Genomic DNA, 15,296 nt, shown 5'->3' on the forward strand with positions numbered 1-15,296 from the left:
CAGTAATAAAAAACGGGGCCAGTCAGATGACTGGCCCCGTTTTTTATCGGGTTCAAGCGGTGAGGCTTAGCTGTTGTTCTTCACAAACAGGGTCAGCTCCTGACCAGGCTTGAGGTAATCCCCTTTATCCAGCTGATTCCAGCGCATCACATCGTTGATGGCCACCTGGAAGCGAGCCGCGATGGAGGAGATGGAGTCGCCACGGCGAACCTGATACACCATCGATTTGTCGCTCTTCTTCCCTTGCTTGGGATAGACCACCAGCTTCATGCCTGGCTTGAGCGCCGACTTGGCATTCAGACCATTCCACTTGGCGAGCTCTTCGTGGGAGACGCCGTGTGCCTGGCTGATGCTCCACAGGTTGTCACCCGAGCGCACCTTGTAACTGACCTTGGCCTTCTGGCTGCTGCCACGGCTTGCCAGCTGTTGCGGTTTGCTGGCGGAGCTGGCCTTGCTGCTGACCTGACCGTGGGTCGGGATCACCAGTTGCTGACCGCGACGCAGGTTGTTGCTGCGCAGATTGTTGGCCAGCTTCAGCTCGTTCACGCTGACGCCATGATTCTGGGCGATGCGCGACAGGGTATCGCCACTGGTGACCTGATAGGAGCGGGTACGAATACGCTCGCTCTTGGGCAGATCGGCCAGTGCCAGCTCCAGGGTATCGGCATATTCTACCGGTACCAGCAGGCGGTAAGGGCCACGGGGCGACATCACACCACGGCTCAGGGCCGGATTGACCTCCTTGAGCTGTGACGTGCGCAGACCTGCCAGTTGGGCGGCCACGTTCAGATCGATCTGGCTGCCGGTCTCCACCACTCGCAGCTTCGGCTCGTTGGCGAGCACCGGCAACTGGATATTGTACTTGTCCGCATTGCTGATCATGTCAGCCATGGCGAGGATCTTGGGCACATACATCCGGGTTTCGCGCGGCAGATCGAGCGACCAGTAGTCGGTCGGCTTGCCTGCGCGCTGGTTACGCTGGATGGCGTTGCGCACCCGTCCTTCACCGGCATTGTAGGCGGCCAGCGTTTGCAGCCAGTCACCGTCAAAGAAGCGGTTCAGGTATTCCAGATAGTCGAGCGCCGCATTGGTGGAGGCCAGCACATCGCGCCGTCCGTCATACCAGTTGTCGTGGCGCAGACCGAAGTTTCTGCCTGTCGCTGGCACAAACTGCCAGAGTCCGACGGCATTGCTGCGGGATCGGGCATGAGGATCAAACATGCTCTCGATCATCGGGACAGTAATAAGCTCCATTGGCAGCTCACGCCGTTCAATCTCCTCTACCATCAGATAGAGGTAGGGTTCAGCCCGGCTGGCAATGGTCGCCAGATGCTTATCATTGCGCAACAGCCACTCACGTTGCTGGCGGATGCGCGGGTTGTCCGGAGTTTCCAGTTGCATATCATCGCTGATACGCACCCACAGATTGTCCGTCTCTTCCATTTCGTCCAGCTGTTCATCGCCAAACAGGAAATGGGAAGAGTGTTTTTTATGCGCTTTTTTCTTGACCTGGGGGGACTTGATCGGCTCGATTGCCGTTAGCGCCCGGTCATCCTGATGGCTCAGGTTTTGGCAGCCGCTGAGCAACAGCGCTGCCAATAAGGCCGTTCGTACCTTCATCTCGTTCCGGTCATTTTTAGGAAAAACAGCTCGCATCATAAGGGGCAATGGCCCCCTGATCAAGGTTTGTTCAAAAAACGTCCTTCCACTGACGCAGGATGGTGAAGGTATCTACCGGATTTTCCACGCATTTTAGCCCATGCTTTTCAGCAGAAAATTTCACTGAATCCTGTTCGCAGCGCAGAAAAATGTTGAAAGTGCGTTCGTCACCCAGCCGGGTTGGCAGGCTTGGCAGCCCTTGTTGCCGCAGTTTGCTGATCAGCCCGATCTGGCGGCGGATCGCCGGGTTGTCCGGCTCGACCGCATAGGCAAAACGCAGGTTGGAGAGGGTGTACTCGTGGGCACAATAAATGAGTGTCTCATCGGGCAGGGCGGCGAGTCGTTGCAGCGAGTGGTACATCTGCTCCGGCGTCCCTTCAAAGAGGCGGCCACAGCCGGCCGAGAAGAGGGTATCGCCACAAAACAGCATGCCGTTACCGTGGTAGGCGATGTGGCCGCGAGTGTGCCCGGGCACATGGATCACTTCGAGGGCGAGGCCGTGCCAGTTGATCTGATCGCCATCTTCCAGCCACTGACCGTGGTGATCCGGCATCGGGTCAAGTTTGGGGCCATAGAGCCGGGCGTGGGGGAAGTGGGCAAGCAGGTCGGTGACGCCCCCGACATGGTCGTGATGGTGATGGGTCAGCAGGATGGCATCGAGCACCAGCCCCAATGCCTCGAGCCGCTCCAGCACGGGGGCGGCATCGCCCGGATCGACCACCAGACAGTGATTTTCGTGGCGGATCAACCAGATGTAGTTGTCATTAAAGGCTGGAACTGTGATCACTGGATACATGAGTCTGCTTCTCTTTAGGGAGGGTATCTTATATAACAGGATGGCGTTCGAAACCCCGAGTTGAGCCCTATTATGCAGGTGGCACGTACCGAACAACAAATCGAGATCCCGACCAGCTGGTCTGCATTGCCTATGGGGGACTGGGTGGCGGCCGAGATCCAGGATCGGCTCGACAACTGGTGCCCCAATCTGTTTGGGTATCATCTGCTGAAAATTGGCGCCCTGAGCGCCGAACTCTCCTGCAAACGCTCCTCCATTCGTCACCAGGTCGGGGTCGCCCCCGGCGGGCGGTTGCTCGACATGTATGGCGATCCCCTCGATCTGCCAGTGCGGACCGGCAGCGTCGATGCCTGCCTACTGGCTCACTGCCTCGATTTCTCCGCCGATCCCCACCAAGTGTTGCGCGAAGCCGAAAGAGTGCTGACCGATGATGGCTGGCTGATCATCAGTGGCTATAACCCCATGAGTCTGGTCGGGATCGGTCACTGTGTGCCGTTCTTGCGGCGCAGAATGCCCTGGTCAGCACGGATGTTCACCCCGGGGCGGGTGACGGACTGGCTGCATCTATTGGGATGCGAGGTGATGTTCGACGAGCGCTTTGGTTATTCGTTTATGGGAAAACAGAGTTGGCACAGTTGGTGGCGAGAGAGTATCGGGCGGGATTATTGCAGGGCATTTGCATCGGTATACGTGATTGCAGCCCGTAAACGGCGCTTTCCACTGATCCCGGTGCGGCGGCGCTGGCAACTGCCAAAGTCCCTCGCCACACCGGGAATGGCCCGTCAGGGCTGGTAGCCGGTATCTTCGGCCAGATCCTTGCCGCAGGCGGCCTCTCTGGCCAGCTCGTCGCACCGTTCGTTCTCCGGATGGCCGGAGTGACCCTTCACCCAGAGCCACTCAATCTGGTGGCGACCCACTTCCGCATCCAGCTCCTTCCAGAGATCGACGTTCTTGACCGGTTGGCGGTTGGCGGTCATCCACCCTTTCTTCTTCCAGCCGATGATCCACTGGGTGATCCCCTGGCGGACATACTGGCTGTCGGTGGTGAGGCGTACCTTGCACGGTTCGTTGAGGGTGCGCAGCCCCATGATGGCGGCCATCAGCTCCATCCGGTTATTGGTGGTCAACTTGAATCCGGCGGAAATCTCTTTGCGGTGCTTGCCGTAGACCATGACGGCCCCGTAACCACCCGGGCCCGGATTGCCGAGGCAGGAGCCGTCGGTATAGACATCAATCTGTTTTAACATGAGCAATCAATCTGTTTTAACATGAGGCTTGGGGTAAACTAGCGAGTAAGTAAAGCCGAAGTTTGACATAGATTGGATCATGAACACACCCCAACTGAATCGCCAGATCATTCTGGATACTGAAACCACAGGTATGAATACGGCGGGCGGCCCTGTCTATCTGGGGCACCGCATTATCGAAATCGGCTGTGTGGAGGTGATCAACCGCAAGCTGACCGGTAACCACTATCACGTCTATATCAAGCCTGATCGTCTGGTCGACCCGGAAGCGATCCAGGTGCACGGTATCACCGACGAGTTCCTGCGTGACAAACCGTCGTTCAGCCAGATTGCCGATGAATTCCTCGAGTTCATCCGCGGCGCCGAACTGATAGCCCACAACGCACCGTTTGACGTGAGCTTCATGGACTACGAGTTCAGCAAGCTCGGACTCAACTTCAAGACGGCGGATATCTGCACCATCACAGATACCCTGGCGATGGCGCGGGATCTCTTCCCCGGCAAGCGCAACAACCTGGATGTGCTGTGCGATCGTTACGGTATCGACAACTCCCACCGTACCCTGCACGGGGCTCTGCTCGATGCGGAGATCCTGGCTGACGTCTATCTGTTGATGACCGGTGGTCAGACCAAACTCAATCTGGCCACCGAGAGCAACGAAAACGAAAACAATCAGGACACCAGCATTCGCCGGTTGGAGAGCAACCGACCCGCCATCAAGGTGGTGCGTGCCTGTGCCGAGGTTCAGGCCCTGCACGAAGCGAGACTGGATCTGGTACAGAAGAAGGGAGGAAGTTGTCTGTGGCGGCAATGAGCAAGTGGTGTGCCGGTCTGCTGTTGTTGCTCTCGCTGGGGGCGGCGGCGACCGAGGTATTTGCCCCTTCCGATATTCCGCTGCTGGATAACCGCTTTCGCATCGATTACGGCGTGAAGGAGATCACCTTCATCATCAAGCGCAAGCCGGGCACCCCGTCCGTGATCCTGGTTCGCCCCGATGGCAGCAAGCTTTACGTGGGCAAGGTCAAACCCGCAGATGTGGGTTGGCTGGCGCTGCCGGAGCATGATCTCATTACCCTGCGCAATCCCATGCCGGGCCCCTGGCAGGCGATTGGCGAGGTGGATCCCGACAACCGGGTGCGCATTCTCTCCGATATCCGGCTCGATATCGCTGCCCTGCCGATGCAGCTCTATCAGGGGGAGGTGGTCAAGCTCAAGGCGTGGTTGCTGATCAATGGTAAGCCGCCGAAAGATAAATACTATCTCTCTGATCTTGGCATGACCGTCAAGCTGCAATCGTTCAGCGATGCCGATAAGAAAGAGGTCGTGCTGGATCAAGTACTTGGCCACTATCGCGATGATGGCAAGGGGCTAGATGAGGTGCCAGGCGATGGCATCATGACGGCGGAAGTGACGCTGCAGGATATTCCCGGTGGCAAGTACCGCGCAATGTTCAGCACGGGCAATCAGGTGTTTGTCCGTGCCCGTTATCAGGATGTGCTGCTTTACCCCTATCCGTTCAGCTATAACTTGTCGCCGCCTTCGGATGAGCTGGGTGCCAAGCTCTCACTGCTAATCGACCGTGATGAGCTGGATCCCGCTTCCGTGGTGGTCAAGGGGAGTGTGACCAGCAATGTGGGCGGCCTCTACGAGTTCAGCGAGACCGCCAGTGACCCCAAGCTTGATATCGATCTCTCCAACATCAAGGAGGTCGGTCAGCATGAGGTGAAAGCAACTCTCTATGGCACCACTCGCCTCGGCCGTGAGCTGAAAATCGAGTTGCCGGTGAAAACCTTTAATGTCTTCCCGCCACCGCCGCCTCCTGTAGAGGTGGTGTCGGCCGCTGCACCGGCCTCCAGTGCCGAGGCGACCCATGAAGCTCCGGCAGAGGAGGAAATGGGCTGGCTGATCTGGGCATTGGCGGGTGGTGGTGTGCTGCTGGCAGTATTGGGTGGGGTCGGGTTTGTTGTGATACAAAAACGGCGTGCCCTGAAGCGTGCTCTGGCCGCTGCGCAGGCCGAGAATCAGCAAGCCGGACAACCTGCTGCCAAGCTGGATCTCAATCTGCCAGAGCAGTAACCCTCGTGCTGAAGTGGCGTGATGCCAGATATAGCAAACCGCCCTGATAAGCAGGGCGGTTTTTTTTAGTTCATAAACAGAACAAGCTGGCTATCAGTGTTCGCCGATATAGACATCCTTGTTCTGCTCGCGGATCTCGAGGAACTTGTCCAGATTGGCCATCATCAGCTCGACCAGCTGGGGGTCGAAATGCTGCCCCTTCTCCTCTTCAATCAGGGCCAGCACCTTGTCCAGCGGCCACGCCTTCTTGTAGCAGCGATCCGAACCCAGGGCATCGAACACGTCAGCCAGCGCCACAATCCGCCCCTCCAGCGGAATATCCGTCCCTTTCAGACCGCGGGGATAGCCACTGCCATTCCACTTCTCATGGTGATTGCCAGCGATGGTGGCACCAATCTGGAACAGCGCCAGATCGCTGCCGGAGAGCATATCCTGCCCGAGCTGGGCGTGGGTTTTCATGATCTCCCACTCCTCCGCTGTCAGCTTGCCCGGCTTGTGCAAGATGGCATCGGGAATTCCCACCTTGCCAATATCATGGAGCGGCGAGGCACGTTTCACCAGCTCGCTCTGCTCTTCGCTCATGCCCATCAGGTGGCAGAACTGTTCGGTATAGAGCGCGACTCGTTTGACGTGCAGTCCTGACTCTTTTGAACGGGTTTCGACCAGTTCGCCGATGCGATAGATGATCTCCCGCTGGTTGTCGGCGATCACCTCATTGAGCCGGATATTCTCCAGCGCCACTATGATGTTTTCGGTAAACAGCGTCAGCAGACTGGTATCGATCTGGCTGAGCTGGCGGGTGGTCTCGATGTGGAATAGCAGGTGGTGGCGCGGATTCTGGCAGTAGAGCACCATCTGGGTGGCGTTATAGACGTTGCTGCGCTTGCTCATAGCCTGGCGCAGGATCTCCGGCGCGTCCGTGAGGAGCATGGCGGGATGGCCGGGGAGCAGGGGCTCCAATATTTGATCCTTCACCTCATAGGCGTATTGCTTGACGTCGTATATCTGGGTTTCCCCCAGATGGAGCAGGGCGCTGAGCTGCTCCTGGGCGCCTTCGACAAACTGGCGCAGGGCCCGTTTCTCAAAGATCCCCTTGGAGGCTTCGATGACTTTTTCCAGCCCCTGACGGTTACTCTCCAGGGTGCGGATATCCCGATATGAGCGCAGGCTGGCCCGCAGCAGGGTGCGCAGCTTCTGGGAGGTGAGCTCGGTTTTATCCTTGTAGTCGTTGATGTCGTAGTTGGTGACGACGTCATCTTCCGGCGCCTGGCCGGGTTGGCCGGTACGCAGCACGATGCGTACCATCTTGTTTTGCAGATCTTCACGGACGTATTTGACGACATCGAGGCCGGCGTGGTCGACCTCCATCACCACGTCCAGCAGCAACAGGGCAACGTCCGGGGTGGTGGCCAGCAACTCTTTGGCCTGTGCCGCGGAATAGGCATGCAGAAAATCGATGGGGCGATTGTCAAACTCGAATTTGTTCAAGGTGATTTTGGTGATGCGATGCACTTCAGGCTCATCGTCAACAATCATCACCTTCCAGCCCGCTTGCTGTGCGTCGGGGAGGGAGAGATCGTCATCATCAATAATCAGGATCTGGTCATCCATCATACAATCCTGTTTGGCATCCTGTGCTTACATTAACTGCTTCACTAAGGATAGGAAACTTATTGGGAAATAAAATTTGATCTCGAAAAACTATGGTCGAAATAAGCAAATGGAACCCTTTGTAACTATGGCGTTGTCCGGCTGCTTTCTTTGCCCAATCATGGAGCTAGCGTGCATAAAGCCTATGTCTGGATTGGGGGGTGGACGCCAGTGGTTGGGGATGTTTGAATCCAGCTTGTAGCTATTAGACGAGAAATAATCTTATTTGATAGTAATTCCTATTTGCGTGTAGCATGGGCGACACACTCAACGAGGAGCCCCATCGTGTCCCCATCTCTGCCTCCCAATCGTCCCCGTCTGCTGACTGTCAAAGCCATCACCCAGATCACCCCCCATTTGCGTCGCATCACCTTTGGTGGCAGCGAGTTGGCTGACTATCCCTTTACCTGCGGTGGGGCCCATATCAAGGTGATGCTGGCCCAGCCCCATCAGGTAGAGCCGGTGCTGCCTGCCATGACCCCGAGCGGCCCGCGCTGGAGTGACCCGGCTGACAAGCCGGTGATCCGCACCTACACCATCCGCGCGTTTCGCCGTGATGAGCAGGAAATTGATATCGACTTCGTGCTGCACGGTGACGGCGGGCCCGCCAGCGCCTTTGCTACCCATGCCAAGCCGGGAGAGAAGGTGATCCTCTCCGGGCCGGGTGGTCCCAACCCCATGCTGCAATCGGCCGATCACTACTGCTTGGTGGGGGATCTCACCGCCTTGCCCGCCATCATGGCGATGTGTGAGGTGATGCCTGCCGATGCCAGAGGGGAAATTGCGATTCTGGTGCCGGATCAGGCCGATGCTCAGCCGTTGACGCTGCCGGTCGGGGTGCGCTGTCACTGGTTTGTCGGCGAGCCCGAGTCCAGCGGCCTGCTGGAGCATGTGATTGCTCTGCCGCTGGTGCGCGATGGTGGCTTCTTCTGGCTGGGTGGGGAAGAGGCGCTGGTGCTGCCGCTGCGCCGCCATTTTCGTTCCGTGCTCGAGGTGGATCGTCAGTCACTCTACGCCGTGCCGTACTGGCGCCGGGGCAAGAGTGAAGAGGCCTATCACCAGACCCGTCACGATGTGATGGATAATTAAGCGGATGCGAAAGAATACCTGATTCACCCTTGCAAATAAAAATGATTTGCATTTAGTATTGCGCCGTCCGGGTATTCGTCCGGGCGGCGTTTTTATTTCCGTTGACACAAGAGCGTCCTGTTTTCACGTCGGTTTGGCTGCATGTTGTCAGGCCCAACGCAAGGAGTCGTAAAGGGTGGTTAAGTACCAGACCCCTCTGTTCTGGCTGGCATTGTTCCTTCTCTGCACGCTGTTTTGCCTCTCGCTCGCCACCGGTGCGGGTGTTTATGGTGCCCGCGAGGTGTTCGGCTACCTGATGGGTGACGCGCCTTGGGCGAGTGACGAGAAGCTCGCCATGGTGCTCAATACCTTGCGACTGCCGCGCACCCTCTGCGCCATGGTGGTCGGCGCCTCTTTATCTCTGGCTGCCTCCTTGTTGCAGAGCGCGACCCGCAACCCGCTGGCGGAGCCCGGCCTGCTGGGGGTCAGTGAAGGGGCCGTATTTGCACTGGTGGTGGGGATCACCTGGTTTGGAGCGGAATCAGCTTACAGTTACCTGATTTGGGCTGGTTTTGGTGCTCTGTTTGGCAACGTAATAGTGCTGGTACTCAGCACTATTACTGGCAGCGCAAATCCTCTCAAGCTCATTCTGGTCGGGGTAGCCCTCTCGGCAACATTTCGTGGTCTGTCGAGTTTCTTGCTGTTTTCCAACAAGATGGTGCTGGAGCAATACCGTTTCTGGGTATTAGGCTCCCTGTCGGCGGCCAATCTCGATGCCATCATTGCCGTGCTGCCCTTCGTGCTGGCGGCGTTTGTCATCACCTTGCTGCTCTGTCGCCAGCTGACCCTGATGCAGATGGGGGACAGTCAGGCCCAGGCGCTCGGGATCCGCCCAAACCGGGTGCGAATTGGCGTGCTGCTGGCCGCCACCCTGTTTACCGCCAGTGCCATCGCCATCGCCGGCCCTATCGGCTTTGTCGGCTTTCTGGCCGCCTACTGTGGCCGATTGGTGGAGCCGGTGAAGCTGTCGGTGCAGGTCTGTTTCTCCGCCCTGTTCGGCATGCTGTTTCTGCTGTTGGCCGACATTCTGGCGCGCTGGCTGATCCAGCCGTTCGAGTTGCCCAACGGGGTCATTCTGGCCCTGATCGGTGCACCTGTGCTGATCGCCATCGTTCATCGCGGGGGCTTTCGTACCCTGCTGACCGTCAAGTGAGGGGCTGATGCGCACACCTACCGATATGCTCTGCCTGCGGGCTGGCAACCGCTCTTTGCTGATCCATCTGCCGAGTTGGCGCTGGCTGGCTCTGCTGGCCATGGCGCTGCTGGCGCTGGCTCTGCTGGCCTTGAGTGTTGGCGGCGGTAAGCTCGGCTTTGTCGGGGTGGTCAACACCCTGCTGGGGGAGGGGACGCGGCTTGAGCAGCTCACCCTGTTCAAGATCCGGCTGCCGCGCATCCTTGGGGTCGTGGTGGCGGGGGCGGCCATGGGGCTCTCCGGCTGTCTGGTGCAGACTCTGGTTCGCAACCGGCTGGCCACACCCGACATGGTGGGGGTCAACAACGGCGCCTCTCTGGCCATCATCGTATTCTCCCTCTACCTGACCGTGGGCAGCTGGCCCTGGTGGGCGGCCCCCATCGGCGCTATCTTCGCGGCGCTGGTGCTCTATGCCCTCTGCCGCAAACCGGGTGAGCAGGGCTATCTGTTCGTGGTGATAGGTATCGGCCTCTCCGAGCTGTTCGAGGCGCTCGGCCAGTTCGTGATGTCCACTCAGGCCCTGCTGCACCTGAGTTCCCTCTATCTGTGGAATATGGGCAGCTTTATCGCCGTGGGTTACAGCACCATCACCCCCATCGCCATCCTGTTGCTGCTGCTCTGCCCCTGGATCGTCTATCTCTCCCGCTCGCTGGCGGTGCTGCGCTTTGGCCCCGAGATGGCCAGAGGACTTGGCGTCAACGGCGATCGGGTGCAACTGGGCATTCTGGCGCAGGCCATTCTGGTGGCGGCGCTCGGCACCGCTATCGGCGGCCCCGTGGTCTTTATCGCCATGGCAGCCCCCATTCTTGCCTCCTGGCTGGTGAAAGACCGGGTGGTGCCGCTCTGGCTGGCGGCGCTTAGCGGCGCCCTGCTACTGCTTGCCAGCGATACCCTGGTCCGGGTGCTGGCCAGCCCCCACGAGGTGGCGACCGGCATCATGACCCGCATTCTCGGCGGCCTGTTGCTGCTGTTTCTTCTTGTTAACGATCGCCAGAGGGCTGACTGATGACGCTCACCGTAAATCGCCTCCACTTCGCCTATCAGCAGACCCCCATTTTGCGGGACATCTCTTTCAGCGTGCCGAGGGGCAAGCTGGTGGGGATCGTCGGCCCCAACGGTTGCGGCAAATCGACCCTGCTCAAGCTGTTATCCGGCCAGATGAAAGCCCAACGCGGCGAGATCCTGCTTAAGGGCAAGCCGCTCGCCAGCTACCCCATGAAGGGGCTGGCGCGGGGGCTCGCCTATCTGCCCCAGCGGCCGACCCTGCCTGCCGGCATTCTGGTGGAGCAGCTGGTGCAGTATGGTCGCCACCCCCATCAGGGCTGGTTCAATCAGTGGGGCGAGGAAGATGCCCGCATGGTGCGTATTGCCTGCGAGCGGATGCAGCTTGAAAGCATCTGGCAGCAGAGCGCAGCGTCCCTCTCCGGCGGGCAGGCGCAGCGGGCGTGGCTTGCGATGATCCTGGCGCAGGACAGCGACATGGTGCTGCTCGACGAGCCCACCAGTGCCCTCGATATCGGACACCAGACCGAGGTGATGGAGGCGATCCATCGCATCACCGCCGAGGGCAAAACCGTGCTGCTGGTGATCCACGATTTGGCGATGGCGGCCCGCTACTGTGACGAGCTGATCGCCATCGGCGAGGGGACCATTGCTGCCATGGGCCCGGCCCGGGAGGTGGTGACCAAGGATCTAATCGACCGGCTCTACCAGACCAGTGTCGACATTCTGCATGCCCCCGGCGACGGGGCGCCGATTATCGTGCCGCGCCGCCATGAGCACGCCTGCCAATGGCGGTCGGCCAGTTGAGATTGTGCGAAACCGGCATCGGCCTGTTTCGCGAACCTTCCCACCGCTGACTTGCATGCAAGCAGCACAACACAGGAGTGAGATGATGAAGCGTTTTGCCGCCCTGGCAACAGCCATCCTGATGCTGGCCGCGCCGCTGGTTCAGGCGCAGGAGATGCGTGAAGTGACCGATGCGTTTGGCCAGAAGGTACAGGTGCCGGTCAAACCACTGCGAGTGGTGACCTTGAGCGAGTTCGATCTCGACAGCGCCCTGGCCCTGGGGCTGACCCCCATCGGTGCCGTCAATGGTCGTGGCCAGCCCACCATGCCACGTTACCTGCTGGAGAAAGGGGTCAGCGATATCAAGGTGATCGGCGATCTCGACAGCCCCAATCTGGAGTCGCTGATTGCGCTGGAGCCCGACCTTATCCTGACCGGCCAGACCCGTCCCGAGCTGCTGACCCTGCTGGGCGAAATCGCGCCGACCGTGGTCACCGGCAAGTGGGGCGAGCCGTGGCAGGATATGTTCCGTCGCACCGCACATACCCTCAACCGCGACAAGGAGGGGGAGGCTTTCCTCAAGCGTTATGAAGAGCGGCTGGCAGAGGCGCGCAGCAAGCTGGCAGACCATCAGGGGGAGAGCATCAGCATAGTGCGCTGGAACCCCAAGGGGCCGAGCTTTATGTATCAGGGCACCTTTGCCAGCAGCGTGGTGGAGTCGATGGGGCTGGTACGCCCAAGCAAGCAGCAGGGTAGTGGCGCACCCCACTCACCGGCGCTGAGTCTTGAGTCCCTCAATTTGCTGGATGCCGACTGGCTGGTGATCGGTACCCTGAGCGCTACCGGTGATGCTGTCGATGCCATGCGTCAGGCGGAGCAGACCCCGGCGTTCCAGCAGCTGCCGGTGATCAAGGCAAAGCGCTTTGGTGCCGTTGACGGGTCGCTCTGGACCTCCAGCGGCGGCCCGCAGGCGGCCCTCAAGGTGATCGAGGATGTGGAGCAGTTGCTGGCAACCCGCAGCTGAGTGCTATCGCGCGCCAGAGGTTGACCCAACGAACAGGTTGAGCAAAAGAAGAGGGAGGCTGATGCCTCCCTCTTGCGTTGTCACTGTCTATCGTGACCTCTTCGGCGAGCCAGAGCCGTTTATTGCGGCTGGATGGCTGTCACTGTGAGCTTGCCGCTCTGGCTTTCGGCATGAAAGTGGATGGCATCCCCCACCTTGAGCCCTTTGAGCTGGGCCGGATCTGCCACTCGAAAGACCATGGTCATGGCGGGCATCTTGAGATTCTCGATCGCCTCGTGCTTGATGCCGACCTTGCCACTCCCCTCATCAAGGCGGGTAATGATCCCCTTGGTCATCATCATTTCTGCCTGTTCGCTCATCCCACCCGTCTGGCTCATCTCGTGCCCTTCATGGTGCATCATCTCTTCGGCTTGCAGGTTGGTGTGAGTGGCAAGGCCAAGCAGCAATGTCAGGGTCAGCGTCTTGTAGTTCATGATGGTTTCCTCATCGTTCAGTCAATATGGATCGTGAAATCGGGTTATTCGGATTGCGGGTTCGCGCTCTTGCCAAGGCTGCGACTGCGCCACAGGTAATAGGCCGCTGGCAGCACCAGCAGGGTCAGCACCAGCGCGCTCACCATGCCGCCGATCATGGGGGCGGCGATGCGTTGCATCACTTCGGATCCGGTGCCGTGGCTCCACATGATGGGCAACAGGCCCGCGATGATGGTGACCACCGTCATCATCTTGGGACGCAGGCGCAGGGCGGCGCCGTGGATCACCGCCCGATGCAGACCCGCCTTGTCCGGCTTGCCGCTGGCAACGAGATCGTCCCAGGCGTGGTTGAGGTAGACCAGCATCAAGACGCCGGTCTCCACCGCCACCCCCGCCAGAGCGATAAAGCCCACCCCGACCGCCACCGAGAGGTTGAAGTCGAGCAGCCAGAGGGTCCAGATCCCGCCCACCACCGCCAGCGGCAAGGTGGTGAGAATGAGCAACACCTCCTGAACGCGGCGAAACGCCAGATAGAGCAGCAGCACGATAATGGCGACGGTTAATGGCACTACGTAGGCGAGGCGGGCCTTGGCCCGCTCCATGTACTCGTATTGGCCGGACCAGGTGAGGGCGTAGCCCGCCGGCAGCACCAGCTGTTTGTTCACCTCGGCCTTGGCCTCTGCCACAAAGGAGCCAACGTCGCGGCCGCGAATGTCGACGTAGACCCAGCCGTTGAGCCGCGCGTTTTCACTGCGCAGCATGGGGGCTTCATCGCTGATGTAGACCCGGGCTACATCCGCCAGCGCGATGCGAGCGCCACTTGGAGTGACCACCGGCAGCAGCTCCAAGCTGGCTACAGAATCGCGATAGCTCTGGGGGTAGCGCAGGTTGATGGGGTAGCGCTCGCGCCCTTCGATGGTTTGGCCCACCTCCATGCCGCCCACTGCGGTGGCGAGCACCGCCTGTACATCGGCGATGTTGAGGCCATAGCGGGCCGCTTTGAGCCGGTCGATATCCACCTTCACATAGCGGCCACCGGCCACCCGCTCGGCGTAGACCGATGAGGCGCCCTCCACCTTGCCGACTACTTGCTCAAGCTGTTGGCCGAGCTGCTGGATCACCTTGAGATCCGGCCCCGCTATCTTGATGCCGACCGGGGTCTTGATGCCGGTAGCCAGCATGTCGATGCGGGTCTTGATGGGGGGCACCCAGGCGTTGGTAAGGCCGGGGAAACGGATGAGGGAGTCGAGCTCCTCTTTGAGCTTCTCCGGGGTCATGCCTAGGCGCCACTGATCCCGGGGCTTGAGCTGGATGCTGGTCTCCATCATCACCAGATCGGCGGGGTCGGTGGCCGATTCGGCGCGCCCCGCCTTGCCGAACACGTTCTGCACCTCGGGCACGGTACGAATGAGTTTATCGGTCTGCTGCAAGATCTCCCGCGCCTTGCCCACCGAGATATTGGCTGCGGTGGTGGGCATATACATGATGTCCCCCTCATCGAGCGGCGGAATGAACTCGGAGCCGAGGTACTTGAGCGGCCAGAAGCCCGCCACCGTCACCACGGCGGCGACAGCCAGAGTGGTTTTCGGACGGACCAAGACGGCTTTGAGCAGTGGCACATATGCCTGGCTTAAACCACGGTTGAGCGGGTTGGCCTGCTCCGCCAGCACCTTGCCACGGATGAAGTAACCCATGATCACCGGCACCAGCGTGATGGCGAGCGCGGCAGCGGCGGCCATGGCGTAGGTCTTGGTGAAGGCGAGGGGGTGGAACATCCGCCCCTCCTGCGCCTCCAGCGCGAACACCGGCAGAAAGCTGATGGTGATGATGAGCAGGGAGAAGAAGATGGCGGGCCCCACCTCTATGCTCGCCTCCGTGATGATGCGCCAGCGGTTCTTGTCGGTGAGCGCTTCCCGCTCCATGTGTTTGTGGACGTTCTCGATCATCACGATGGCGCCATCCACCATGGCGCCGATGGCGATGGCGATGCCCCCGAGCGACATGATGTTGGCGTTGATCCCCTGCAGGTGCATCACGATAAAGGCCACCAGAATGGCGATGGGCAGGGTGATGACCACCACCAGCGACGAGCGCAGGTGGAACAGGAAGGCGAGGCAGACCAGCACCACCACCGCAAACTCCTCCAGCAGCTTGCCGGAGAGATTGTCGATGGCACGCTGGATAAGGTCGGAGCGATCGTAGACGGTGACGATCTCCACCCCCTCTGGCAGGCTGCTTTTCAGCTCCGCCAGTCGCGCCTTGA

General features: G+C 59.8%; 14 protein-coding genes. 8 read left to right on the plus strand and 6 right to left on the minus strand.

Annotated features, from left to right (window positions below):
- Positions 1–66: 66 nt before the first annotated feature.
- Both BN1139_RS08830 and gloB read right to left on the minus strand, forming a co-directional pair.
- Positions 67–1,620, minus strand: coding sequence for a lytic transglycosylase (locus BN1139_RS08830; protein WP_005353270.1), 1,554 nt, complete (start codon positions 1,618–1,620; stop codon positions 67–69).
- Positions 1,621–1,690: 70 nt separating this feature from the next.
- A complete protein-coding gene (gene gloB / locus BN1139_RS08835) occupies positions 1,691–2,455 on the minus strand; it encodes a hydroxyacylglutathione hydrolase (RefSeq protein WP_005337817.1) in 765 nt (254 codons plus the stop codon).
- Between the two features lie 72 nt (positions 2,456–2,527).
- Between gloB and BN1139_RS08840 the strand changes: the two genes are divergently transcribed.
- Positions 2,528–3,250, plus strand: a complete 723-nt coding sequence (locus tag BN1139_RS08840) for a methyltransferase domain-containing protein (RefSeq protein ID WP_005353269.1) — start codon at positions 2,528–2,530, stop codon at positions 3,248–3,250.
- Here BN1139_RS08840 and rnhA read toward each other — a convergent pair.
- Positions 3,238–3,702, minus strand: a complete 465-nt coding sequence (gene rnhA / locus BN1139_RS08845) for a ribonuclease HI (RefSeq protein WP_005353268.1) — start codon at positions 3,700–3,702, stop codon at positions 3,238–3,240. The genes BN1139_RS08840 and rnhA overlap by 13 nt on opposite strands.
- Before the next feature lie 79 nt (positions 3,703–3,781).
- Here rnhA and dnaQ point away from each other — a divergent pair, with 79 nt between their 5' ends.
- The gene (gene dnaQ / locus BN1139_RS08850) at positions 3,782–4,516 is read left to right on the plus strand and encodes a DNA polymerase III subunit epsilon (protein WP_005353266.1); all 735 of its coding nucleotides are present in this window, start codon (positions 3,782–3,784) and stop codon (positions 4,514–4,516) included.
- Positions 4,513–5,778, plus strand: a complete 1,266-nt coding sequence (locus BN1139_RS08855; protein ID WP_005353265.1) for a TIGR03503 family protein — start codon at positions 4,513–4,515, stop codon at positions 5,776–5,778. Before dnaQ ends, BN1139_RS08855 begins: the two co-directional genes overlap by 4 nt.
- 93 nt (positions 5,779–5,871) lie before the next feature.
- On the opposite strand, the gene BN1139_RS08860 is transcribed toward BN1139_RS08855, so the two are convergent.
- Positions 5,872–7,389, minus strand: coding sequence for an HD domain-containing phosphohydrolase (locus BN1139_RS08860; RefSeq protein WP_005353264.1), 1,518 nt, complete (start codon positions 7,387–7,389; stop codon positions 5,872–5,874).
- A gap of 324 nt (positions 7,390–7,713) precedes the next feature.
- Here BN1139_RS08860 and BN1139_RS08865 point away from each other — a divergent pair, with 324 nt between their 5' ends.
- The 5 genes from BN1139_RS08865 (at position 7,714) to BN1139_RS08885 (ending at position 12,560) form a co-directional block, all read left to right on the plus strand.
- Entirely contained in the window at positions 7,714–8,517 is an 804-nt protein-coding gene (locus BN1139_RS08865) for a siderophore-interacting protein (protein ID WP_005353263.1), read from the plus strand.
- Positions 8,518–8,692: 175 nt separating this feature from the next.
- On the plus strand, positions 8,693–9,709 hold the full coding sequence (locus tag BN1139_RS08870; protein ID WP_005353257.1) for a FecCD family ABC transporter permease: 1,017 nt from the start codon (positions 8,693–8,695) through the stop codon (positions 9,707–9,709).
- A 7-nt stretch (positions 9,710–9,716) separates the two neighbouring features.
- Positions 9,717–10,754 (plus strand): FecCD family ABC transporter permease, encoded by a 1,038-nt coding sequence (locus BN1139_RS08875; protein WP_005353255.1) that lies wholly within the window; start codon positions 9,717–9,719, stop codon positions 10,752–10,754.
- Positions 10,754–11,557, plus strand: coding sequence for an ABC transporter ATP-binding protein (locus BN1139_RS08880; RefSeq protein WP_005353252.1), 804 nt, complete (start codon positions 10,754–10,756; stop codon positions 11,555–11,557). Before BN1139_RS08875 ends, BN1139_RS08880 begins: the two co-directional genes overlap by 1 nt.
- 85 nt (positions 11,558–11,642) lie before the next feature.
- Entirely contained in the window at positions 11,643–12,560 is a 918-nt protein-coding gene (locus BN1139_RS08885; RefSeq protein WP_005353250.1) for an ABC transporter substrate-binding protein, read from the plus strand.
- Positions 12,561–12,679: 119 nt separating this feature from the next.
- Here the strand turns inward: BN1139_RS08885 and BN1139_RS08890 are convergent, their stop codons facing one another.
- Positions 12,680–13,033, minus strand: coding sequence for a copper-binding protein (locus tag BN1139_RS08890; protein WP_005353249.1), 354 nt, complete (start codon positions 13,031–13,033; stop codon positions 12,680–12,682).
- A gap of 44 nt (positions 13,034–13,077) precedes the next feature.
- A partial coding sequence (locus BN1139_RS08895) for an efflux RND transporter permease subunit (RefSeq protein WP_041980369.1) occupies positions 13,078–15,296 on the minus strand: 2,219 nt, incomplete at its 5' end.

Source organism: Aeromonas veronii bv. veronii (genome assembly GCF_000820225.1).
In the GTDB taxonomy this organism is placed as follows: Bacteria; Pseudomonadota; Gammaproteobacteria; order Enterobacterales; family Aeromonadaceae; genus Aeromonas; species Aeromonas veronii.

Excerpts from the sequence above, each read along its gene's own strand:
- BN1139_RS08860 (WP_005353264.1), bottom strand. The coding sequence starts at position 7,389 with ATGGATGACCAGATCCTGATTATTGATGATGACGATCTCTCCCTCCCC.
- BN1139_RS08880 (WP_005353252.1), top strand. The coding sequence starts at position 10,754 with ATGACGCTCACCGTAAATCGCCTCCACTTCGCCTATCAGCAGACCCCC.
- dnaQ (WP_005353266.1), top strand. The coding sequence starts at position 3,782 with ATGAACACACCCCAACTGAATCGCCAGATCATTCTGGATACTGAAACC.
- BN1139_RS08890 (WP_005353249.1), bottom strand. The coding sequence starts at position 13,033 with ATGAACTACAAGACGCTGACCCTGACATTGCTGCTTGGCCTTGCCACT.
- BN1139_RS08855 (WP_005353265.1), top strand. The coding sequence starts at position 4,513 with ATGAGCAAGTGGTGTGCCGGTCTGCTGTTGTTGCTCTCGCTGGGGGCG.
- BN1139_RS08885 (WP_005353250.1), top strand. The coding sequence starts at position 11,643 with ATGAAGCGTTTTGCCGCCCTGGCAACAGCCATCCTGATGCTGGCCGCG.
- BN1139_RS08875 (WP_005353255.1), top strand. The coding sequence starts at position 9,717 with ATGCGCACACCTACCGATATGCTCTGCCTGCGGGCTGGCAACCGCTCT.
- rnhA (WP_005353268.1), bottom strand. The coding sequence starts at position 3,702 with ATGTTAAAACAGATTGATGTCTATACCGACGGCTCCTGCCTCGGCAAT.
- BN1139_RS08830 (WP_005353270.1), bottom strand. The coding sequence starts at position 1,620 with ATGAAGGTACGAACGGCCTTATTGGCAGCGCTGTTGCTCAGCGGCTGC.
- BN1139_RS08840 (WP_005353269.1), top strand. The coding sequence starts at position 2,528 with ATGCAGGTGGCACGTACCGAACAACAAATCGAGATCCCGACCAGCTGG.
- gloB (WP_005337817.1), bottom strand. The coding sequence starts at position 2,455 with ATGTATCCAGTGATCACAGTTCCAGCCTTTAATGACAACTACATCTGG.